General features: G+C 72.7%; 15 protein-coding genes and 1 pseudogene. 4 read left to right on the forward strand and 12 right to left on the reverse strand.

The features are described 5' to 3' along the window. Nucleotides 1-141 precede the first annotated feature (141 nt). The 6 genes from WME98_RS23705 to WME98_RS23730 form a co-directional block, all read right to left on the reverse strand. Nucleotides 142-864 carry a hypothetical protein gene (locus WME98_RS23705; protein ID WP_437953327.1) on the reverse strand — a complete coding sequence of 241 codons (723 nt, stop codon included), beginning with the start codon at nt 862-864 and terminating at the stop codon, nt 142-144. A gap of 543 nt (nt 865-1,407) precedes the next feature. Further along, complete coding sequence (locus tag WME98_RS23710; protein WP_437953328.1) at nt 1,408-3,054, reverse strand: SBBP repeat-containing protein; 1,647 nt, start codon at nt 3,052-3,054, stop codon at nt 1,408-1,410. Then, nucleotides 3,054-4,040, reverse strand: coding sequence for a tetratricopeptide repeat protein (locus tag WME98_RS23715; RefSeq protein ID WP_437953329.1), 987 nt, complete (start codon nt 4,038-4,040; stop codon nt 3,054-3,056). The genes WME98_RS23710 and WME98_RS23715 overlap by 1 nt, the downstream gene beginning before the upstream one ends. An 8-nt stretch (nt 4,041-4,048) precedes the next feature. Beyond that, nucleotides 4,049-5,731, reverse strand: coding sequence for a serine/threonine-protein kinase (locus WME98_RS23720; protein ID WP_437953330.1), 1,683 nt, complete (start codon nt 5,729-5,731; stop codon nt 4,049-4,051). Nucleotides 5,732-6,006: 275 nt separating this feature from the next. After that, nucleotides 6,007-7,362: a cyclic nucleotide-binding domain-containing protein gene (locus tag WME98_RS23725; RefSeq protein WP_437953331.1), complete on the reverse strand. Its 1,356-nt coding sequence runs from the start codon at nt 7,360-7,362 to the stop codon at nt 6,007-6,009. Nucleotides 7,363-7,505: 143 nt separating this feature from the next. Beyond that, the gene (locus tag WME98_RS23730) at nt 7,506-8,180 is read right to left on the reverse strand and encodes a dienelactone hydrolase family protein (protein WP_437953332.1); all 675 of its coding nucleotides are present in this window, start codon (nt 8,178-8,180) and stop codon (nt 7,506-7,508) included. Nucleotides 8,181-8,411: 231 nt separating this feature from the next. On the opposite strand from WME98_RS23730, the gene WME98_RS23735 reads away from it, so the two are divergent. Continuing rightward, nucleotides 8,412-9,152 carry a hypothetical protein gene (locus tag WME98_RS23735; RefSeq protein WP_437953333.1) on the forward strand — a complete coding sequence of 247 codons (741 nt, stop codon included), beginning with the start codon at nt 8,412-8,414 and terminating at the stop codon, nt 9,150-9,152. A 33-nt stretch (nt 9,153-9,185) separates the two neighbouring features. Here the strand turns inward: WME98_RS23735 and WME98_RS23740 are convergent, their stop codons facing one another. From WME98_RS23740 to WME98_RS23755, 4 genes are all read right to left on the reverse strand, one after another. Continuing rightward, nucleotides 9,186-10,019, reverse strand: a complete 834-nt coding sequence (locus WME98_RS23740) for a hypothetical protein (protein WP_437953334.1) — start codon at nt 10,017-10,019, stop codon at nt 9,186-9,188. Between the two features lie 164 nt (nt 10,020-10,183). Then, nucleotides 10,184-11,368, reverse strand: a complete 1,185-nt coding sequence (locus WME98_RS23745; RefSeq protein WP_437335265.1) for a PLP-dependent aminotransferase family protein — start codon at nt 11,366-11,368, stop codon at nt 10,184-10,186. 372 nt (nt 11,369-11,740) lie between these two features. Beyond that, on the reverse strand, nt 11,741-12,691 hold the full coding sequence (locus tag WME98_RS23750) for a cellulose binding domain-containing protein (RefSeq protein WP_437953335.1): 951 nt from the start codon (nt 12,689-12,691) through the stop codon (nt 11,741-11,743). 443 nt (nt 12,692-13,134) lie between these two features. Then, entirely contained in the window at nt 13,135-13,938 is an 804-nt protein-coding gene (locus WME98_RS23755; RefSeq protein WP_061629859.1) for a nucleotidyltransferase domain-containing protein, read from the reverse strand. Between the two features lie 298 nt (nt 13,939-14,236). Between WME98_RS23755 and WME98_RS23760 the strand changes: the two are divergent. Further along, nucleotides 14,237-14,779, forward strand: a pseudogene (locus tag WME98_RS23760) (substrate-binding domain-containing protein); the annotation flags it as partial. Nucleotides 14,780-15,072: 293 nt separating this feature from the next. Here WME98_RS23760 and WME98_RS23765 read toward each other — a convergent pair. After that, nucleotides 15,073-15,537, reverse strand: coding sequence for an SRPBCC family protein (locus WME98_RS23765; RefSeq protein WP_437953336.1), 465 nt, complete (start codon nt 15,535-15,537; stop codon nt 15,073-15,075). Between the two features lie 688 nt (nt 15,538-16,225). Between WME98_RS23765 and WME98_RS23770 the strand changes: the two genes are divergently transcribed. Both WME98_RS23770 and WME98_RS23775 read left to right on the forward strand, forming a co-directional pair. Beyond that, nucleotides 16,226-17,851 carry an FAD-dependent monooxygenase gene (locus WME98_RS23770; RefSeq protein ID WP_437953337.1) on the forward strand — a complete coding sequence of 542 codons (1,626 nt, stop codon included), beginning with the start codon at nt 16,226-16,228 and terminating at the stop codon, nt 17,849-17,851. A gap of 178 nt (nt 17,852-18,029) precedes the next feature. Continuing rightward, nucleotides 18,030-18,665: a TetR/AcrR family transcriptional regulator gene (locus WME98_RS23775; RefSeq protein WP_437335268.1), complete on the forward strand. Its 636-nt coding sequence runs from the start codon at nt 18,030-18,032 to the stop codon at nt 18,663-18,665. Nucleotides 18,666-18,708: 43 nt separating this feature from the next. On the opposite strand, the gene WME98_RS23780 is transcribed toward WME98_RS23775, so the two are convergent. Next, the gene (locus tag WME98_RS23780) at nt 18,709-19,575 is read right to left on the reverse strand and encodes an Hsp33 family molecular chaperone HslO (RefSeq protein WP_061629864.1); all 867 of its coding nucleotides are present in this window, start codon (nt 19,573-19,575) and stop codon (nt 18,709-18,711) included. Nucleotides 19,576-20,161 lie beyond the last annotated feature (586 nt).

The raw sequence follows: 20,161 nt of genomic DNA on the forward strand, positions 1-20,161 counted from the left end.
GTTCCGCCGCGCGGCCCGCGCCGCGCGGCCTGCGCCGGTGTCGTCATCCTGTCAGCGGGTCTGGAGGGGGAGGGGCCGCGAGCTTTTGCTCACGGAACAGGCGGCGCGCTGCCGCTCACGGGACAGGCGGCGCGCTGCCGCTCACAGGCAGCCGCAGAGCGGGTCGCCCTGCTTGCACACGCACTTGCCCTTCTTCGCCACCCCCGCGCGGGCGCTTCGCGCGGCTTTGGCCGGCGCCGACCGGCCGCCCTTGACCGCGGCCGCCTTGGGCGAGAGCTTCGACGTCTTCGCGTCGGCCTCGTCTTCCTCGGCCTCGGCCGCAGCCTTCGCTTCCTCCGCGGCCTTGTACGCGGCGAACGCCTTCTGCGCCTTCTCGGCGTCGCTCTTGGCCGTGTCGAGCGCGAGGGTCAGCTCGGAGATCTTCTTGTTGCGCGCCTCGAGCTCCAGGTTGAGCTGCGCGATCCTGTCCTGCTCGGCGATGCGCGCGGCGACCGCCTCGGCCTGGGCCGCCTCGGCCTCCTTCACCTTGCCGGCGAAGGTGGTGACCGCGACCGCAGCCGCGGCCGCGATGATCAGGCCCATGCCGACCGCGAGCCGGCTCCGCCGCTTCTGCCGCACGCCCTGGGCGAGCGCCTCGAGCTCGCGGTCCAGGTCCCCCGAGGAGGACGACATGGGCGGCACGCTGGCCGCCACCGGCGCGATGCTGGGGCTGGCCGCCACCGGCGCGATGCTGGGGCTGACCTGGACCGCCGCGTGGACGCCCGTCCTCGTCCCCTGAGCATGCGTGGCGGGGGTATAGGGCAGCGCCCCTGGTGTGACGGGGGTATAGGGCAGCGACCCCGGCCTCTCTTGAGTGTTGATCATCGCGCGAGACCTCCTCCTCCGTGAGCGGTTCCTCGGCAGGCAAATGTGGTGCCCGGTGCGAGGAGCTCGCCACCGCGCCGCGCGCGCCCCCGGAAAGCGCTCGAATGCGAGCGACGCAGGAGATCTCGAGAGGATCCAGAGGCGGGTCGCGCTCGATCCGGTGGATCAGTTGTTCTGGTACATGGAGCTCTCACCGGACCTCCATGTGTCCCCCTGGTCCACCGGACGTCCTGCCCCGCGCGTCGGACGCTCGTGCTGCTTGCGGGTACGGAGATCCGCCTTTGCTCAACGCAGCGCGAGGAGGCCTCGCGCAAGTGTGATCAACGATCGAGAGATGTCAATGGATGTGTACCGGCGCATCTTCACTGGAATGCCGGTCGGCGCATGCTCAGGGCCACGCCATCACTTCATGGGCGTTCCCGTACGGTTCCCGCGATTCGAGCTTGGCTGCACGAGCATGCGGCGGCGAGCAGACCTCGATCCGCAGGAATGCAGGAAGGGCGCCAGCGGGGGGGCGGAGCGCGCGTCGCCGCGGGGCGGACGTCAGGGCTGCAGCTTCGCGACGAACGCGTCGGGGCCCCCGACGCTCGCCAGCGGGGCTCCCCCGAGATCGATGCTGCCTTCGAAATTGCCCGTCAGCGCGATGACGCCGAGCGCGCCGACCGCGACGTCCGCTGCGCTCTGCGTCATCGAATCGCCGAACGAGATGGCCCAGACCGTCGTGCCGTCCGGTGTGAACTTCGCCAGGAAAGCGTCCCTGTCGCCGCGGGACTCGAGGTGCCGAGAGTCGAGATCGATCGAGCGCGCGAATTCTCCGACCACGACGACGTTGCCCGCCTGGTCCACCGCCACCCCGAGCGCCTTCTGATCCTCCTGATTCCCGAATTGACGGCTCCAGCGAGGCTTGCCCTCGGCGTCGAAGGCAGCGACCACCGCGTCGGCCCCTCCGCGATACTGCGACGTGGATCCATCGATGTTCATCGTTCCGTAGGTATCCCCCGCGACGACGATGCCTCCCTGGGCGTCCACCGCGACCGACACGAACGCCTGCGCCATGTCATCGCCGAAGCTCTTGGCGAAGCGCGGCACCCCGTCCCTGTCGAGCTTGACCAGGAAGGCGTCGTAGCCGCGGGGGCTGACGGGCTTGTCCCCGAAGCTCATGTCCCCCGCGAGGCTGCCGACCAGGACCACGCCGCCATCGGGCGTGGCCGCGGCGTCGAGGACGACCTGTTCGCTCCGATTGCCGAAGTTGACGCTCCAGACGTGGTTCCCCCCCGCGTCGATCTTGGCGACGAAGATGTCCTCTCCGCCGGAGCTGACCAGGTTCTCCACGCCGAACACCGTCGCCCGATCGACAAAACTGCCAGCGACGAAGATGTTGCCCTCGGCGTCCACGGCGAGCCCCTGGACCGTGTCGTCCGCGGAGCCGCTGATGCTATTCATCCAGTCGAGGCCGCCGTTCGCATCGAGCTTCGCCACGAACACGTCGTCTGTGCCGGAGTCGTTGTCGAGCGGCGTCCCGTCGATACGGAGGGTGTTGTCGTGGGTCCCGGCCACGATCACGCCGCCGTCCTTCGTGTACGCCAGGCGGGTGCAGGCATCCGAGCCGTTCCCCCCGAACGCCTTGCCCCAGATCCTGGCCCCGGTCGGGTCGAGCTTGACGACGAAGGCGTCGGTCGAGCCCTGGTCGGTGGCGAAGCCCACGTTCCCGGTGAACCGCCCCGCGACCAGGAGGTTTCCCTCCCTGTCGAAGGCGATGTCATGGCCGTACTGCGCGCCGTTCTCCCCGATCTTGCGGCTCCACTCGAGCTTTCCGGTGCACTTCGGCTCACCGTCGCAGCTCTCGTCCATGGCCTCCGTCGCGCACCCCTCGGCCGTGGGGACCACCTGATCGACGCACACCCCGTCGCGCAGACAGCCGTCCTTGCACTCGCCGACATTCAAGGTGAGGGGGGGGCCGTCATAACAGGACACACAGGGCTGCTCGTCGCCCGTGGAGGCGCTCGTCGTCGCCCCGCCGACGCCGCCGCCCGCGCCGCCGTCGCCGCCCAGGCCGCCCAGGCCGGCCGCCCCGCCGGCGCCGGCCGCGCCGCCGCCGTTCATCGCGATCACGCCCTTGTCGAAGCATCCGCCGAGCGCGCCGGCCACGCCGAGCGCGCCGAAGAGCACCAAGTAGCCGCTGCGTCTCATCAGAACACCCCTGTGATCCCAGCGCCCCACGGCGATATCCACGGACGCACCGCCGCGTCCCTGGGCTTCGCCGCGGCCGGCAGCGTGAGGAGCAGCGCCGCGCCGCCAGCGGCGAGCGCCCCGCCCACGATGAACGCCGGCGCGGGGACGAGGCGCGTGCTGTTGTACGAGCCCAGCTTGTCGCGCGTCTTCGGCGTGTCCGGGCACTCGACCTTCTCGGTGCACCCGAGGTCGATGAGATCGCCGCGCAGGGCGAGGGTCACGCCGAGCGTGACGCCGCCGACGACGAGCGCCGCCGCGCCCGTGCCCAGCGCAGACCAGCCGAGCACGCGCTGCGCGACGCCCTGCGACGCGGGGCCGGCGGGTGCGGGGGCGGGGGGACGGCGGACCTCGGGGAACGCGAGCGCGATCGACGCCTCCTGGCGCTCCGCCAGCGTGACCTCCTGCCGGACGACCCGGCCCGCCCACGCGCCCTCGACGAGGTGCTTGCCGGGATCGACAGGCCGGCTCACCCCCACGAGCGCGGGCGGCATCGGCTTGCCGTCGACGGTGATTTGCACCTCGCGCTCCGGGGCGCCGCGCACCCCGACTGCCAGCTTGGGGATGCGCGGTTTGAGATCGCGATATGCCCTCTCGGCGTCGGCGACGGCCGCCTTGAAGACGTCGCTCGCCGAGGCCTCGAGCGCCGTGCGGCTCACCTGCAGGTAGCGCTCGGAGGCCTCGATGAGGCGACCGAGCTGCTCGAGGCACCGCGCCGCGTACAGGCCGATCGTGGGGGCCTGGATCAGCTCTTCCGCGCGCCCGAGCTTGTCGAGCGCCGCCGCGTACTCGCCCCGGTCGTAGAGCTCGAGGCCCTCCTCCGCGAGCGCCCGGGCAGCGTTGACGGTGGCCGGGTCGACGTCGGCCGCGCGCGCGGGGGGCGCGGCGGCGAGCGCGAGCGCGAACGCGACGGTGGCGGTGCCGAGGGCCCTCAAGCGCGGGTGCATGCGTCTCCTCAGAAGCCGAGGCGGTCGGCCTTGGTCCGCGGCGGGCTGGAGCCCGAGGGGCGCGCCGTGCTGGAGGCCGAGGGCCGCGCCGCGCTGGAGGCCGAGGGCGCGGCCGCGGCCCTGGTCCGCTGCGCGGACGGGGCGGCCTTGCTCGGCCGATCGGGCGCCGACGCGGCCCACGATGCGGCCGCGGCGGGCGCTCGGGAGGCCCGCGCGGGGGCGGCGCTGTCGGCAGCGGCCGGGGGCGCCGCGGCGGCCGTGGCGGCCGTGGCCGAGGGCGCCGCGGCGGCCGCCGCAGTCGCCTCGCGGGAGGGCGCGATCTCGGGCGCTCCGCTGGCCGGAGCTGCCTCCGCCGGCGGCGCGTTCGCCGGAGGAGCGGCCGCCTGCGCCTCGAGCGCGGGCGCCTTCGACGACGCCGCGCCGGACGGCTGCTGGCGCGCCGTCGGGTCGCTGCCCAGCGCGCGCCAGCCTACGAAGAGCGCCACGCCGAGGACCGCAGCCGCGAGGGCGAGCACGAGGGCGGTGACGGGCGCGACGCGGCGAGGCGGCCAGTCGACCTCCGCGCCCTCGTCGACGACCGGCGGCGAGGCCGCGCCGCCGCCCGGCGAGACGGAGACCGGCGGGGCGGACGCCGGCGCGGCGGACGCCGGGGCGGCAGATGCCGGTACGGCGGACGCTGGGGCGGCAGACGCCGGCGCGGGAGATGCCGGCGCGGCGGATGCCGGCGCCGCGTCCGCCGGCGGGACGGAGCTCGGCGCGGCGCCCGCGGCGGCGGGGGCCGGGGCGGGGGCGGAGATCAGCGACGCCCTCCCGGCCTCCTGCGCCTCGCCGCCCGGCAGGAGCGCCTCGCGCAGCGCCTCGACCATCGCCGTCGCCGAGGGGAACCGCGCGCTCGGATCGCGGCTGCACGCGTGCAGGAACCAGTCGTCGAACGCCGGCGGCACGGGCACGCGCGCCACCTTCGAGGGGACGGGGAGCGGGTCACTGCATATCTCGAGGATCATCGCGCCGGGCGCCTCGGCCGTGATCGCCGCCCGGCCGCACACGCACTCGAAGGCGATGACGCCGAGCGCCCACAGGTCCGATCGGTAATCGACGTTCGCGCCCTGCGCCTGCTCAGGGCTCATGTACGGCAGCGTCCCGATGAGCACGCCGGCCTGCGTCCCCAGGCCCTCGCTGCCGTACAGGCGCGTCTTCGCGACGCCGAAATCGAGGACCTTGGCCACCTCGCGGTCGTCGTCGCGGGCGAGGAAGATGTTGTCGGGCTTGAGGTCGCGATGGACGATGCCGGCGTCGTGGGCCTTGCGGACCGCGCGCGCGACGTCGGCGAAGATGCGCGCCGTCTCGGCCGGCGAGAGCGGGCCGACGCGCTGGAGCCGGTGCGCGAGGTCCTCGCCCTCGAGCAGCTCCATCGCGATGAACGGGACGTCGTTGTCGACGCCGTGATCGAGGATCTGCACGACGTGCGGGCTGCGGAGCGCCGCCGCCGCCTGCGCCTCCTGGTAGAAGCGCGCGCGCACCGTCTCGTCCTTCGCGTACAGCGGGCCGAGCATCTTGATCGCGACCGGCGAGCCCAGCGTGAGATCGTCCGCGCGCCAGACGGTGCCCATGCTGCCCGAGCTGAGCGGGCGGATCAGCCGATACCGGCCGACCAGCACCTGTCCCTCCAGCCCGAACGCCTTCGTCGTCATTGTCGCAGGACCTGTCGTGCGCGCGTGGCCTACCCTACGCTGGTAATTGTTCAGTGCTGATCAACAAGAACAACGGATAGACCGGAAGTCTACGGGCCATGGCGCGGAGCGTCAATCGACGCCCGTACCTCGGGCTCGCAGGACGCTGCTAGACCACCGAACAGGTTGAAACGCCGCGCAACAGAGAGTTTGAACCACAGAGGCAGAGAGGGAACAACAACAAAAACTCTGCCCAACCATGGCGCATTTCTTCGTCTCTCGAGCGGTTCGGCGCCCTAGATCAGCACGAAGTCCTCGGCCACGGAGACCTCCTCGGCCATGATGCTCGTGGTCTCCTCGTCGCGCTGGACGGCGAGCTTGTAGAGTTGCGCCAGCACGGCCGGGTGATCCTCGACCAGACCCATGAACTCGGTGGCCGGCAGGTACAGCGCCACGGTGGGGTGGACGGCGATCACGTCGGCGTTCGCCGCGCGGCGGAGGACCATCGCGATCTCGCCGGCGACGTCGCCCGGGCCGAGCGTGGTGAGCACGAGCGGCTCGAGGTGCGCGTCGTCGGCGGTGTCGCGCCGGACCACGGCGACCTCGCCGGAGGCGATGAGGAACAGGCCGGGGGGCCGCTCGTCCTGCACGAGGAGCCGCTCGTTCTTCTCGAATGTGCGGGTGCGGAACCGCTTCACGAACGCGGGGCGGTCGGCGTCGGGGACGACGCGGAGCACGTCGCTCATCCGGACGAGGTTCTCCACCATGCGGTCGCGGCAGTAGGCGGCGAGCTCCAGGCCGACCTCGGGCTCGCGCTGGGCGATCTCGTCGATCGCGTCGCGCTTCACCTCGAGCACGATGGACGGCCGCGTGGCGACGACGCTGCCGGTGCGCGGCGCCCGCGAGAGCAGCGCCATCTCGCCGAACATGGCGCCGTTCGTGAGCCGCGCGAGGACGATCGCCTCGCTGCCGCGCCGGCGCCGGGCCTCGAGCTCGCCGCGCGCGACGAAGTAGGCCTCGCTGCGCGCGGCGCCCTGCTCGATGACGGTCGTCCCCGCCGCCACCCAGATGGGCGTGAACGCGGCGCACAGGGCGCGGAGCGCGTCGCGCCCGACGGACGAGAAGACCGGCTGGGGCGCGATCCCGGGGTGGTCGGTCTGGGCGGCGAGCCTGCGGGTGGCGTCGTGGATGATCTCCGTCGCCTTGTTGAGCAGGAGCGCGCCGGTGAGCACGGACGCGAGCGGCTGGAACGCCTCGGCGGTCGGCAGGGGCGGCGGCGGCGGCGCGCCCTCGCCGAGCCGCGGCGAGTCCCGGCAAAAGGCCTCGGCGATGAGGTCGAGGCCCGGGCCGGGATCGCCGCCGAAGCGCTCGCTCTCGCGCGCGGCGGCCACGGCGAGCGGCAGGTTCTCCAGATCGATCGCGCGGACGACCGCGGTGGCGCACGCCTCGCGCGCGGCCTCGTGCCGGTTCAGCTCGCCGAGGAGGCGGCCGCAGAGGCAGAGCGCGGACGGCATGGTCGGGTCGTGCCGGACCAGCGCCGCGGCCCAACGGAGCGCGGCGTCGCGCTCTCCTGCGAGCGCGAGCGAGAGCGCTCGGTCGATCGGCGACTCCGCTTGGTGGGTCGAACCCGGGAGCACCGGGGGGAGGGCCATGTAGGCGTCTATATCAGGGTTCGTTGCGCGACGGCAAAGAAGGCCGACCCGGTCGCAATGCGGCGGCTCGGCGGTCCGTGTCTGACCAGCGCGGGGCGCGGAGCGCGGCGAGCCGCCTCCGGGGCGGCGCCGGGGCGCAGCGCTCAGCCGAGGTGCTGCTTCAGGAACTCGATGCTCCGCTCCCACGCGATCTTGGCCGCATCGGCGTTGTAGACCTCGGGGCGCGTGTCGTTCGCGAACGCGTGGTCGGCGTCGTAGACGTGGAGCTCCATGGACTGGCCGCGGGCGGTGAGCTCTCTCCGGATCGCCTCGGCGGCGGCGGGCGTCGCCCACCCGTCGCGCGCGGCGAAGTGGGCGAGGATCGGCGCCTTGACGCGCGTGTAGTCGGGCGCGGGGCTCGGGACGCCGTAGAAGGGCACCACGGCCGCGAGCTCCGGGATCGTCGCCGCGGCGGCGAAGCTGAGCGCGCCGCCCATGCAGAACCCGATGACGCCGACCTTGCCGTTCGACCGCTCGTGCGCCGACAGGAAGCGGACCGCGCCGGCGATCTCCTCGAGGGCGCGCGGCTTGTCGAGCTCGGTCATGAGCCGGTTGGCCTCGGCGGCGTCCTTGGTGACCTTGCCGTGGTAGAGGTCGGGCGCGAGGGCGACGAACCCGGCGGCGGCGAGCCGATCGAGCAGCGAGCGGACGTGGTCGTTCAGGCCCCACCACTCCTGGATCAGCACGACGGCGGGCGCCTTGCCGCCCTGCTTCGGCCAGACGATCTCGCCGGTCGCCGAGGACCCATCCTTCACGGGGAACGAAACCTTCTCGGACATGCGACTCCTCCCTTTCAAGGCGGGGCACGGCCTCCGCCGGCCCCAGTGAACGAGCGGGGCACGGCCTCCGCCGCCCCCTCGGGCGCGGCGCAGGATAACCGCGCCTCGCGTAGTGCGCATCGCGCATCGCGCATCGCGAGATGCTGGGCACGCGCTGCACACCGGGCCGGCGGGGAGTAACATGAGCGCGTGGATCCGCTGGCGGAGCGATGGAGGCGGGCCGTCTCTTCCGTGAAAGAGCTCCGGCTGCGGGTCGCGTTCCTGCGGAGCGAGATGCTGCGCGCCGAGCCCGCCGCCGTCGCCCGCGCGCTCGACGACCTGTGCCGCGACGCCGAGCAGGCCGACCCCGCCGCGCGCGACGTGCTCGGCGCCGTCGTGCCGGTCCTCGCGGATCCGGCGCTCTCCGCGCGCGTCGCGCAGCTCCGGGAGCTCGCCGCCTCCCTCGCCCTCCTGTCGCTCTCGCGGCTCTTGCGCCGCAAGGCGGGGCGGCGCGAGGCGCAGCCGGCCTCGCCGGCGCCCGACGAGCGCCAGGTGGCCACCTCGGGCGCGGGCCGCGCGCTCACGCTCGGCGAGCGGCGCGCGCTCGCGCGGCGGCCGACGCGCGCCGCCTTCGACGCCCTGCTGCGGGATCCGCACCCGCTCGTCATCCGCAACCTGCTCGCGAACCCGCGCCTGACCGAGGATGACGTCGTCCGGCTCGCGGCGCGGCGCCCGGCGAGCCCGGAGGTCATGACGGAGATCGCGCGGCACCCCGAGTGGCCCCAGCGCGCGCGGGTGCGCATGGCGATCGTGCAGAACCCGGGCGCGCCGCCGGAGATCGCGGTGCCCATGGTGCGCCTCCTCCTGCGGCCCGAGCTCCTGCAGCTCGCGGCGGCGGCGGACGTGCCCGCGGTCGTCCGCGCCGCGGCGCGGGAGCTGCTCGAGCGCCGTCCGCCCGTCCCGCACAAGCCGGGCGGCGCGCTGGAGCAGTGAGCGGCGCCGCGGCGACGCCGGCCGCGGCGCCGGTCACGGCTCCGGCCCGCCGCGGCGCCCCGCGCGCTCGCGGCGGCGCGCGCGCCACGCCGCGGCCACGGCGAGCGCCGCCGCGAGGCCGGGCAGGGCGCCGCGCGCAGGGCCGGCCGCGTGCGCGCAGGCCGCCGCCGAGGCGCCGTCCCCGGGCCGCGCGGGGCGACCGGGCGCGCAGGTCGCGCCGAGATCGGGCGCCGTCGAGGGCTGGTGGAACGCCACCGCGCGCTCCTCGGGGTCGTCCACGTTGCTGAGCTCCTCGCTCGGCGCGTCGCCGAGCGCGATCCAGAGCCGCACGCGGCGCGCCTCCGGGCTCCACGCGACCAGGTGGTAGCTCCCGGTCTCCGGCACCTCCGTCCGCAGCTCGAGCAGGAGCCAGGAGCGGGCGCCGGTGACGGGCTCGCGGACCACCTCCGGCGCGCGGGCGCTCCCGGTCGAGAAGAGCCGCGCGCCGAGCCCCGCGGGCGCCGCGAAGGGCAGCGCCGCGGCCCGGGGCAGGCCGGGGCCGAGCAGCGCGAGGGAGGGGCGCTCGCGGCGGAGCGCGTCCATCTCCGGCACGCCGAGCTGCACGCGCAGCGTCTCTCCCTGCGTGGCGTCGAGCGTCAGCCATACCGGGCGGCTCGGACATCCAAGCTCCGAATAGACGATGCGAGAAAGGTGGAGCCCGGAGAACTCGAGCGCCTCCTCGGCGCTCGAGTGATCTCCGTAATCGAAGAACATCTCGCGTGCGCGCGCGGGGGGCGCGGACGCGAGCAGGGCCGCCAGCGTGAGGGCCAGGAGGGCGAGGCGCTCGAGGCGCCCGCGGAGCGTCGCGCGGCGGGTCCAGGTGATCATGTCCTCGACGCGATCTCTGGGGCCGAAGATCGGTCTGTCGACGCCGGACGCGCCGCGCCGCGAGGCGGGAAATCGCCCGCCGCGGGGGAGACGCCGGAAAAGCCCGGGAAGGGGAGGACGAGGGCGATGCGCGGCGCTGGCCGCGATCGCGGGCGCGTGCGGCGCTACGCGACCTCGGCCCAGCACCGCGCGAGGCGGCGGATCCCCTCGTCGAGGTCCTCGTCGCGCTCGACGGACGAGAAGCACAGCCGGAGGGCGAACGGGGTCACGGCGCCGTTCGCGCGGAACAGCGACCCCGGATCGAAGGCGACGCCGTGCTCGATGGCGGCGGCCAGGAAGAAGGCCTCGTTCGGCTCGGCGTCGGGCTCGACCCAGATCGCGAAGCCGCCCGCCGGCGGCTCGAACCTCCAGCCGGGCAGGTACCGGCGGAGCGCTTGCTCCATGCGGGCGGCGCGGCGGGCGTAGAACTCGCGCAGGCGCACGAGCCGCTGATCGAAGTCCTCGTTGCGGAGGTAGTCTTCCAGGATCGCCTGCGGCAAGCTGGCCGCCTGCAGATCGGCGGCTTGCTTGAGCTTGAGCACGTCGGCACGGAGCGCGCGCGGGGGCACGAGCCAGCCGACGCGGAGCCCCGGGCACAGCGTCTTCGAGAACGTCCCGACGTGGAACACGCGATCGGGCGCCTCGGCCAGGAGCGGCCGCGGGGCGGGGCCGTCGAAGCAGAGATCCGCGTAGGCGTCGTCCTCGATGACGGGCCGGAGGGTCGACAGGACCTTGGCCCGCTCGCGGGGCGACATCCTGCGGCCGCGCGGGTTCGAGACGGCGGGCATGAGGTAGTGGGCGTCGACGTGGCGCCCGTCGTCGACGACCGTCGCGCCGAGCGCCTGGAACAGCTCGAGCGCCCCGGGGTAGCTCTCGGGGTCGACGCCGATCCTGGCGCCCGGCCCGCGGAGCATCTGCGCGGCGAGCGACACGGCCTGCTGCGCGCCGCTCGTCACGATGACGTCGTCGGCGGCGACGCTGGCGCCGCGCCGCCGCAGCTGCCCGGCGATCCAGGAGCGGAGGTCCTCGTCGCCCTCGGGCCAGCCGTACTGGAGCGCCGGGCAGCTGGGGGTCTGGAGCGCGCGGACGAACGACGCCGCGAGCTTGGTGCGCGGGAACTCCCCCGGCGCCGGCAGCCCGCCCGCGAAGCTGACGAGGCCCGGCGTGCCTGCGGCGCGCCGCTTCAGCGTCTCGAACCGGCCGAGGCCGAGCCGCGGCCCGCTCCGCGGCGGATCTTGCGAGCTCGGGGCCTGCGACGGCCGGATGTGGGATGACGGGGGCGGATGGGGGGCGAGCGCGGTAGCGTCCATAGATTTGAGAGTCCGGACGCTGCTTATTCAAGGATGATGCCGCCAGCGCTGTCCGTCTCCAGACGGAGCAGAAACCCTCGGGGCCCACGGCAGGACGTAATTGCCTGGAAATTTGGTTACATCGCGGCAACGCCGGAGAGGCGAGGGCGCGTTGCTGGGTGTGGCGTGCTCGCGCGGCGTGTCAGGCTGCCACAGCGCAACGACGGGCGTGCAGGGGTGTCCCCGAGACGGACATGGTCTGGAAATACGGCCGTCGTGGTCCGGGCGGCGAGGGATCTGCCAGGAGATCCGTGTCCGGCGCGCCGGGCGAGAGGAGCGCGCTCGCGAGGTGTTTCGCCCGGGCCGGCCGTCGGGGAGGAGGTGTCGTGCTGACTAGGGCTCTACGCCCCAGGCGAGCTCGCCGTCGTGGTAGACGGTGATCTGCATCGAGGGTGTCCAGGCCGTCGTCGCCTCGAAGGAGTAGTCGTCGGTCTGCGTCATGCGGTCGTAGACCTCTCTGTTGTAGATGCGGATCTGCGACTCTCCGGACGTGGCGCCCGCATCGATGTTGCCTGCGGCGGCGCTGAAGCCGAGCTCCAGGTAGTGATCCGCGTCCGTGCCCGACGCCGCGCGGAACGCCCTCGTGACGTTGGCGCACCCGCCGGTGACCCCGGAGAAGTCGCATTCGCTTTTGAGATCCACCATCTCGACGTCGGCCGTGAACCAGTAGCGAATCGTCAGATCGCTGAGCGCGATGCGCTCAGCGCCCGTGTTCCTGATCCGGACCTTGAACGACAGCTGCTGGGCCTCGGCGCCGGTCTCCCTCGCCGCGTACTGCAGCTCGAGCGCCGGCGTGGTCGCCCCGCCGGTGGTGGAGCTCGCGGTGGTGGAGCTCGTGGCGCTGCCGCCGCCGACGCCCGTCGTGGCGCTGGTGGTGCTGCTCGCGGTGGTGCTGACCGAGCTGCTCGCGGTGGCGCTGGTGGTGCTGCTCGCGGTGGTGCTGACCGAGCTGCTCGCGGTGGTGCTCGTCACGCCCTCGCCGCCCTCGCCGCCCGCGCCGCCGGCCCCGCCGATGCCGCCGGCTCCGCCGTCCCCGCCTGCCGAGCTGCTCACCGTCGTGCTCGCGACACCGCCGCCGGAGCCGGACGTGCCGCTCGTCGCGGAGCTGGTCGTGCTGCCCGAGGTCGACACCGAGGCGCCCACGCTGCTCGAGCTGGTCACGCCGATCGAGGTCGAGGTCGGGCTGCCCCCGCCCCCTCCGCCGTCGCCGCCCAGGCTGGAGCCTTCGGCGCACGCCGCGAGCATCAGGAGGGAGGCGGCGGAGAGAGCCCTCGAGTCCCTCAACCAGGAGCGCGATTCTCCGACTCGATGGCTGCAACTGCCCGGCAGGAGCGGCGCTCCTGCCCTCGTTGACATCTTCATCGGAAAACCTCGGCTACAAGCTGCTTCGGACGCCTTCGGGCCGAGCAGCGACGCACACCTTGCCGTCGGTCGCATCTTGAGTACTCCTGCGAGCGCCCAACCATGTCCGAAGGTCGAACGGAAGGAAGTTGAGCTCGGGAGTTTAACCAGATCCCCTGGTCTCCAGCAAGAAGTTTGGGCGCAGGGACAGGGCTACCCCGGTACATTTCTGCTGATGTCGTAGCCGGCTTTGGCGTTTTCGGCGTTTTTGGAGTTTTCGGAGTTTTTCTGTGCACAGATATGCGCACAGGTAGGCGAACAACACGGGCCGATGCCGGGGGAGCCCTCGCGTCCTCGCCGCCTGTGGCCCGGCCCGCGGGGCTGCCTCACGCGTCCTCCAGCGGAGGCGGCGCATGGAGCCAGTTGAGCTCGGAGTCTTCCATGAACCGCGTCTGCCACTGGGCGGGTCTCTCCCAGTCACGAAACGAGAGCACCGCGCCGCAGAAAGCCTCGCCCGTGCGCTTGCCCGGCGCGCCGATGAGCTCGTCGGCGAGGCGCAGGAGATCCGCCGGCTTGTCGGGCGCGTCCGCCACGAAGGCCCTCACCCACTTGTGGTATGGATACAGGATGCGGTTGTGCGCCAGGATCAGCCGGTAGCCGAAGAGCACCGCGCGCGCCGCGGCCCAGGTCAGGAGATAGCGGTTGTCGTGCTGCTCCGCCGACTCGAGATAATACCGCATCGCCTCCAGCTGGGCGATGAAGCCAAGCATCTTGTGCGCGCGCTCGTGCTCGGGATAGGCCGAGATCGCGCGCACCAGGCCGTCGATCTCCGGGAGCCGCGACCAGGCGACCGTCGCGCCCAGGAACGCCGAGCGCGCCGGCTCGCTGCCGCGCTCGCGGGTCTTCTGGAGCAGGTCGAGGCTGACGATCTTGCCGTCGACGTACCCGCCCGGATAGTCCACGAGGCCCTCGTCCGAGGCGACGTAGACGAGCTCGCCGGTCGCGTGACGCCGCCTCTGCTCCTCCTCGGTGACCACCCAGAAGAAATCGATGTCGGACGTCTCCTTCGCCAGCCCCTTCGCCTGGGAGCCCCCGACGATGACGGCCACGGAGCACGGGTCCGCGCTCAGCCGCTCGACGAGGCGCGATACGGTCCGGAGATGGTGAGGTCGATAGTTCGGTTCTCGCATTGGGTCATCCACGCTTTCTTGCCCCGAGGAGCTCGCTCCCGGAGGGCCGTCGCACGGTAGCGCGGCCGCTCGGAGACTTCCCGCTCAGAGGCGCCCGCTCGACGCGCTCGGCGAGACCCGGTTCGGCCTCGCCGAGCGCGGCCCCTCCCCGGGGGCCAGCGGCCATGGACGGCACTCTCCAGTGAGGGTATACGTCGGCCCTGCCGCAGTTTGTGTACATGGGAAAAGTTCATGAAGGCTAAAGGACGCCTCGCAGCAGCAGGCGCAGGCCGAAGCGGCGCTGACGAACGGCGCGAGCGTGCTCGTCCTCGACGCGGTCGACAGCGCGTCGGCGGCCGTCATCGCGAACAAGGCCAAGGCCCAGAAGGTGCCTGTCATCGCCTACGACCGCCTCGTCCCGGGCACGGACGCGATCGATTCCTATGTGTCGTTCGACAACGAGGCGGTGGGCAGGCTCCAGGGCGAGTCGCTGCTGAAGGCGCTCGACAACAAGCCGACGGCCCGCGTGGTGATGATCAACGGCGCGGCGACCGACGACAACGGGCTGACCTTCAAGAAGGGGGCGCACGGCGCGCTCGACGGCAAGGTCCGGGTGGTCAAGGAGTACGACACGCCGGACTGGAGCCCAGACAAGGCGCAGGACCAGATGACCCAGGCCCTCACCGCGCTGAACAACCAGGTGGACGGCGTGTACGCGGCCAACGACGGGACCGCCGGCGGGGCGATCGCCGCGATGAAGGCGGCCGGCATCAAGCCGCTGCCGCCCGTGACGGGCCAGGACGCCGAGCTCGCCGCCGTCCAGCGGATCCTCCTCGGCGAGCAGTACATGACGGTGTACAAGGCCATCAAGCCGCAGGCGGAGGCCGCGGCGGTGATCGCGTACCACCTCGCCACGGGCAAGCCCGTGCCCACGGACATCACCGGCGGCAAGACGGTCAGCAACGGGACGAAGGACGTCCCGTCGGTGCTGCTTGGTCCCGCTGGCGGTCACCAAGGAGAACCTGAAGGACTGGGTGCTCGCGGACGCGTTCTGGACCCAGGAGCAGATCCGCACGGCCCAGTACGCCGAGGCGTGCAAGGCGGCGGGCCTCTAGGTCCGGAGCTCCCCGGCTTGCCGGAGGGGCCGCGGGCGCGTCATGCGGCGGGCTTGGGCTGCGAGGCCTCGAGGCGCGCCTTTTCGGCGAGGAGCAGCTCGGTGAACGCCGCGGTGAACAAGCGCCTGGCGAGCGAGCCGAGGAGGTCGCCGACGAGTGGCAGCGGGACCTCGAAGCGCGATGTCCAGTCGACCTCGGTGCCGTCGCCGCGCGAGGTGAAGCGGAGACGCGAGCCGTGGTGCCGGAGCGGCTGGCTGCTCTCGAGGATGTGGTAGTCGAACGAGGCGGGGCGCTCGAAGGCCGTGATCTCCTCGACGTAGCGGATCCGCTTCCCGACGCGCACCTCGCGGAGGGCGCCGAGGCCGTTGCGCTCGGTGAGCCCCGGCCGGATGAGCGTCGTGCGGGTGCCGTCCCCGGAGCGAAGGAAGCTTTCGTGATCGGCCACCGCGTCGAAGACGCGCTCGATCGGGGCGTGGATGTAGACGTTGACGTGGACCTCTGCCATGCGGCGACCATCGCATGGATCCCGCGGAGCAAGCACGCGGGGAGGGGTGGGGGGAGAGGGGCTAGGGGAGAGGAGAGAGAGCTTGCGGGGCGGTGGATCCGCCCTTGACGGGATTGCTGGGGGGCGAGCGCAACCTGGGTCGGTCGGTAGAGCGCCGGCAGAGCGCAACCTGGGTCGGTCGGGCAGAGCGCAACCTGGGTCGGTCGGCAGCAGGGTGGACGAGCTCGGACGAGCGCAACCTGGGTCGGTCGGGCAGAGCGCAACCTGGGTCGGTCGGCAGAGCGCAACCTGGGTCGGCCGGCAGAGCGCAACCTGGGTCGGTCGGCAGCAGGGTGGACGAGCTCGGACGAGCGCAACCTGGGTCGGTCGGCAGAGCGCAACCTGGGTCGGTCGGGCAGAGCGCAACCTGGGTCGGTCGGCAGCAGGGTGGACGAGCTCGGACGAGCGCAACCTGGGTCGGTCGGCAGAGCGCAACCTGGGTCGGCCGGCAGAGCGCAACCTGGGTCGGTCGGCAGAGCGCAACCTGGGTCGGTCGGCTGCTCGGCTGCCTCAACCTGGGTCGGGCCGCTGCCACCTCAACCTACGTTGTGGTCGGCGCCTTGCGGTCGACATCAGCGACGGTCGCCTTGCCAACCCGCTCGCCCTGCCTTAGTGAGTGAGTACTCACTCACCAAATCGGAGGCGGGTTATGGCGGGAGCACTGGACGCGCTGGTGGTCGGCGGAGGGCCGACCGGGTTGACGATGGCCGGGGAGCTCGCCCGGCGGGGGCTCACGGTGCGGATCGTGGACAGAGCACCGGAGCCGCCCTCGGATCACTCGCGAGCGCTCGCAGTTCAGACACGGACGATGGAGCTCTTCCGCAGGATGGGGATCGTCGATCTCGCCATGGAGCGCGCCGTGCGCGTGGGCGGCATCAACGTCCTCCTCTCCGACGGGCAGCGCGCCCGGCTGCCGATCTTCGACTTCCCGGAGCTGTCCACGCCGATCCCGGGCATCTTCATCCTCCAGCAGTTCGATACCGAGCGCGTCCTGGCTTCCCGACTCTCCGGGCTGGGCGTGACGCTCGAGCGCGGCATCGAGCTCGCCTCCTACACGCAGGACAGCGCCGGCGTCGCGTGCTCGCTCCGCCGAGCCGACGGGAGCAGCGAAGAGGTGCGCGCCAGATGGCTGCTCGGCTGCGACGGCGCGCACAGCGCTGTCCGCAAGGGCGCCGACATCGCCTTCGAGGGCGATACCTACGACGATCACTGCATGCTCGGCGACCTCATCGTCGAGTGGCCGCTGCCCGACGGCGACATCTACATCAGCCCCTCGCGTCGGGGCGTCGCCGCAGCGTTTCCCGTGCCTGGCAGCCACCGGTTCCGGGTCATCCTCATCCGGCCCGAACCTCCGCCGATGCACGGCGCGCAGGTCTCGCTCGAGGAGTTCGAGGCCGCCATGCGCGAGATGATCCCGGTACCCTTCAAGGTCCAGCAGTCGATCGTCCTCTCGCGCTACCGGCTCCACCACCGCGTGGCCGCGCGGCTGCGCAAAGGACGCGTGTTCCTCGCCGGCGACGCGGCGCATATCCACAGCCCAGCCGGCGGGCAGGGCATGAACACCGGAATCCAGGACGCCTACAACCTGGCGTGGAAGCTCGCGGCCGTCGAGCAGGGCCGGATGCCCGCGTGGCTGCTGGACACCTACGAGGTGGAGCGGCTCCCCGTGGCGCGCAAGCTGATCGACTTCACTGACCGACTCTTCGGCCTCATGGCCGGACACGGGCCGGTGGGCCGGACCCTGCGCGCGATCGCGCCGCGCCTCGCGTCCCGCGCCCTCGGCATCTCCGCCGTGCAGCGCCGGATCCTGGGATTCCTCTCGCAGCTCAAGATCCGTTACCGGAAGAGCCCGCTCTCGGTGCAGATCGGGAACCCGCCGGAGCACGGGCCCCGCGCGGGGGATCGCGCGCCGGACGCCGTGGTCCGCAGCGCGGCGGGAGAGCACGTCCACCTCTTCGACCTGATGCGCGACGCCGAGTTCACGCTGCTGTTCTTCACCGGCCCGCAGGCGGACGGAGGGGCGCGCGAGCACGCCCGAAAGCTTGCAGCGCAGCTCGGCAGGCCAGACCTCAAGGTCCTCGTCATCGGCGCGCTCGAGGGCGGAGGCTTCGCAGATCCCGACGGGCACGCCCACGCGGCGTACGGCGTCGCGTCCTCGGCCGCCGTCCTCGTCAGGCCGGACGGCTACGTCGGCGTGCGCAGCGACCCGCTCGACGAGGGCGCGCTCCCGCAGGCCCTCGGCCGGCTCTTCACGCGCAGGGCCGAAGCCGCCTAGATCGCCGGCCGCTCGCGGCGCGCCGGGCGCCAGGGGGACGCGACGAGGCGCGCGCCGCTGGAGCGCGCAGCGCCTCGCGCGCGACGGCGGGCGCCGCTCGCGGTCCGTCCCGCGGCGGCGGCCGAAATCCGTCGGGATCGCGGCCGGGCGGTACTAGAGATGAGCCGAGGGAACGCCGATGAGCCGACGACCGCGCTCGAACGACACCTTGACCGAGGCGCAAAGAAAGATCGTCGAGGCCGCGGTGGCTGCCTTCGCAGAGCATGGCTTCCGCGGGACCGCGACCAGGGACATCGCCCGGCGCGCAGGGGTCGCAGAGGCGACGATCTTCAAGTACTTCCCCACCAAGAGGGATCTCCTCCTCGGGGTGATCGGTCCCGCCATGGAGCAGCTCGTGGGGCCCGCGCTGGCGCGCTCGATGGACCCGCTCTTCAACGCGACGTACCCGACCTTCGAGGCTTTCCTGCGGGCGCTCCTCGCCGAGCGCACCGCGTTCGTGCGCGCGCACCCGCAGCTCGTGCGCATCCTCGCGCAGGAGCTGCCGTTCGACGCCGAGCTGCGGATCGGCATCGCCAGCCGGGTGTACGCGCCGTTCCTCGCGAAGGGGATCGCCCAGATCGAGCACTTCCAGCGCGAGGGGCAGATCGTCGGCTGGCCGCCGGCCCTCGTCCTCCGCTGCATCGCCTCGACGTTCGCGGGGTACATCCTCCACCGCGTGTTCATCGCGCCCGACGCGGCGTGGGACGACGAGGCCGAGATCGAGCGGGTCATCGCCTTCGTGCACCGCGGCCTCTCGCCCGACCAGCCAGCGTGACCTCGCGCGGCCCGGCGCGCCGGACGCGCGCCATGGGCGGCGATCAGCTCGTCGTCAGCAGCGAGCGGAGCTGCGACGGCGACACCTGGTAGTCCTTGCCGCAGTAGTCGCAGCGGATGTCGAGGACCTTCCCGTCCTCGACCATCTCCTCGATGTCGGTCCGCGGCAGGCTCGCCAGCGTCGTCATGACCCGGAGCTCGCTGCAGCGACAGCTGAAGCTGAGCGGTGAGTCGTCGAGCCGCGAGAACGGCATGCCGTAGAGCAGCTCCTCGAGCAGCACGTCCGCCGAGGCGCCCTCATGCGCGAGCACGTCGTCGAGGCGCTCGAAATCCTTGAGCCGCTCGGTCATCACCATGAGCGGGCCGCGCTCGACCTCCGGGAGCAGCTGCACCAGATATCCGCCGGAGGCGCCGACGCCGTCCTCGCCGATCAGCGTGGCCACCGCGATCATCGAGACGACCTGCTCCGACTCCTGCATGTACGTCATCAAGCCGCCGGAGATGCCGCCCTCGGCCGGGACCTCGACGACGCCTTGGTGGAGCATGCCGTTCGGCAGCGTGCGCATGACCTGCAGCAGCGATCCTTCGCCGATCTCCACCGCGCTCTTCTCGGCGGCGCCCTTGCCCAGGTTGACCAGGCCGCGGCTCGTGCCGTCCGGGTGCGAGTCGGCCACGAGGGTCCCGTGGCCGGTCGCGCCCTTGACGATCGCCTGGACGCGCAGGTTCGGCGCCATCGCCTCGCGCACGAGGATGGCGCCGGTGATCAGCTCCCCCAGCCGCTGCGCGGTCGAGCCGGTGGCCGATTGCACCGCGATGGCTCCGCGCACGGTGTCGGTGGTCAGCGCCGTGATGACGCGAAAAGCGCCATCGATCGTGATGGCGCGGACGACGGAATCAGAAGGTCGGAGCAAGATGGACTCTCCCGTGAGGAAATATCGTTAAGCCACGGACGGCAGATGGCAACCCGCGGCGCGTGCGACCCGGGCGGAGGGGTGGCGATCGGCGGACCTGCTGGCCCCGTCGGCAGCCCGCGGATCCGGCGCAACGTGGGTCGGGTCCGCGGGGTGGGGGGGGCGGGTCGGGGCGGCCGCAACCTGGGTCGGGGCGGGCAGCCGCAACCTGGGTCGGGGCGGGGCGGGCAGCCGCAACCTGGGTCGGGGCGGGGCGGGCAGCCGCAACCTGGGTCGGGGCGGGGCGGGCAGCCGCAACCTGGGTCGGGGCGGGCAGCCGCAACCTGGGTCGGGGCGGGGCGGGCAGCCGCAACCTGGGTCGGGGCGGGCAGCCGCAACCTGGGTCGGGGCGGGCAGCCGCAACCTGGGTCGGGGCGGGCAGCCGCAACCTGGGTCGAGGCGGGCAGCCGCAACCCCGGTCGGGTCGGCGGCCGCAACCTGAGCCGGGTAGGCGACCTGGGTCAGGCCAGCTGCTGGCCGCCCGCGTCAGGCCGGCTGGCCGCTGGCCGCCGCAACCTGGGTCGGACCCGCTGGGTCGGATCCGCTC

Origin of the sequence: Sorangium sp. So ce296 (assembly GCF_051529605.1) — a bacterium.
GTDB classification, from domain to species: Bacteria; Myxococcota_A; Polyangia; order Polyangiales; family Polyangiaceae; genus Sorangium; species Sorangium cellulosum_D.

Excerpts from the sequence above, each read along its gene's own strand:
- WME98_RS23705 (WP_437953327.1), bottom strand. The coding sequence starts at position 864 with ATGATCAACACTCAAGAGAGGCCGGGGTCGCTGCCCTATACCCCCGTC.
- WME98_RS23710 (WP_437953328.1), bottom strand. The coding sequence starts at position 3,054 with ATGAGACGCAGCGGCTACTTGGTGCTCTTCGGCGCGCTCGGCGTGGCC.
- WME98_RS23715 (WP_437953329.1), bottom strand. The coding sequence starts at position 4,040 with ATGCACCCGCGCTTGAGGGCCCTCGGCACCGCCACCGTCGCGTTCGCG.
- WME98_RS23720 (WP_437953330.1), bottom strand. The coding sequence starts at position 5,731 with ATGACGACGAAGGCGTTCGGGCTGGAGGGACAGGTGCTGGTCGGCCGG.
- WME98_RS23725 (WP_437953331.1), bottom strand. The coding sequence starts at position 7,362 with ATGGCCCTCCCCCCGGTGCTCCCGGGTTCGACCCACCAAGCGGAGTCG.
- WME98_RS23730 (WP_437953332.1), bottom strand. The coding sequence starts at position 8,180 with ATGTCCGAGAAGGTTTCGTTCCCCGTGAAGGATGGGTCCTCGGCGACC.
- WME98_RS23740 (WP_437953334.1), bottom strand. The coding sequence starts at position 10,019 with ATGATCACCTGGACCCGCCGCGCGACGCTCCGCGGGCGCCTCGAGCGC.
- WME98_RS23745 (WP_437335265.1), bottom strand. The coding sequence starts at position 11,368 with ATGGACGCTACCGCGCTCGCCCCCCATCCGCCCCCGTCATCCCACATC.
- WME98_RS23755 (WP_061629859.1), bottom strand. The coding sequence starts at position 13,938 with ATGCGAGAACCGAACTATCGACCTCACCATCTCCGGACCGTATCGCGC.
- WME98_RS23765 (WP_437953336.1), bottom strand. The coding sequence starts at position 15,537 with ATGGCAGAGGTCCACGTCAACGTCTACATCCACGCCCCGATCGAGCGC.
- WME98_RS23770 (WP_437953337.1), top strand. The coding sequence starts at position 16,226 with ATGGCGGGAGCACTGGACGCGCTGGTGGTCGGCGGAGGGCCGACCGGG.
- WME98_RS23775 (WP_437335268.1), top strand. The coding sequence starts at position 18,030 with ATGAGCCGACGACCGCGCTCGAACGACACCTTGACCGAGGCGCAAAGA.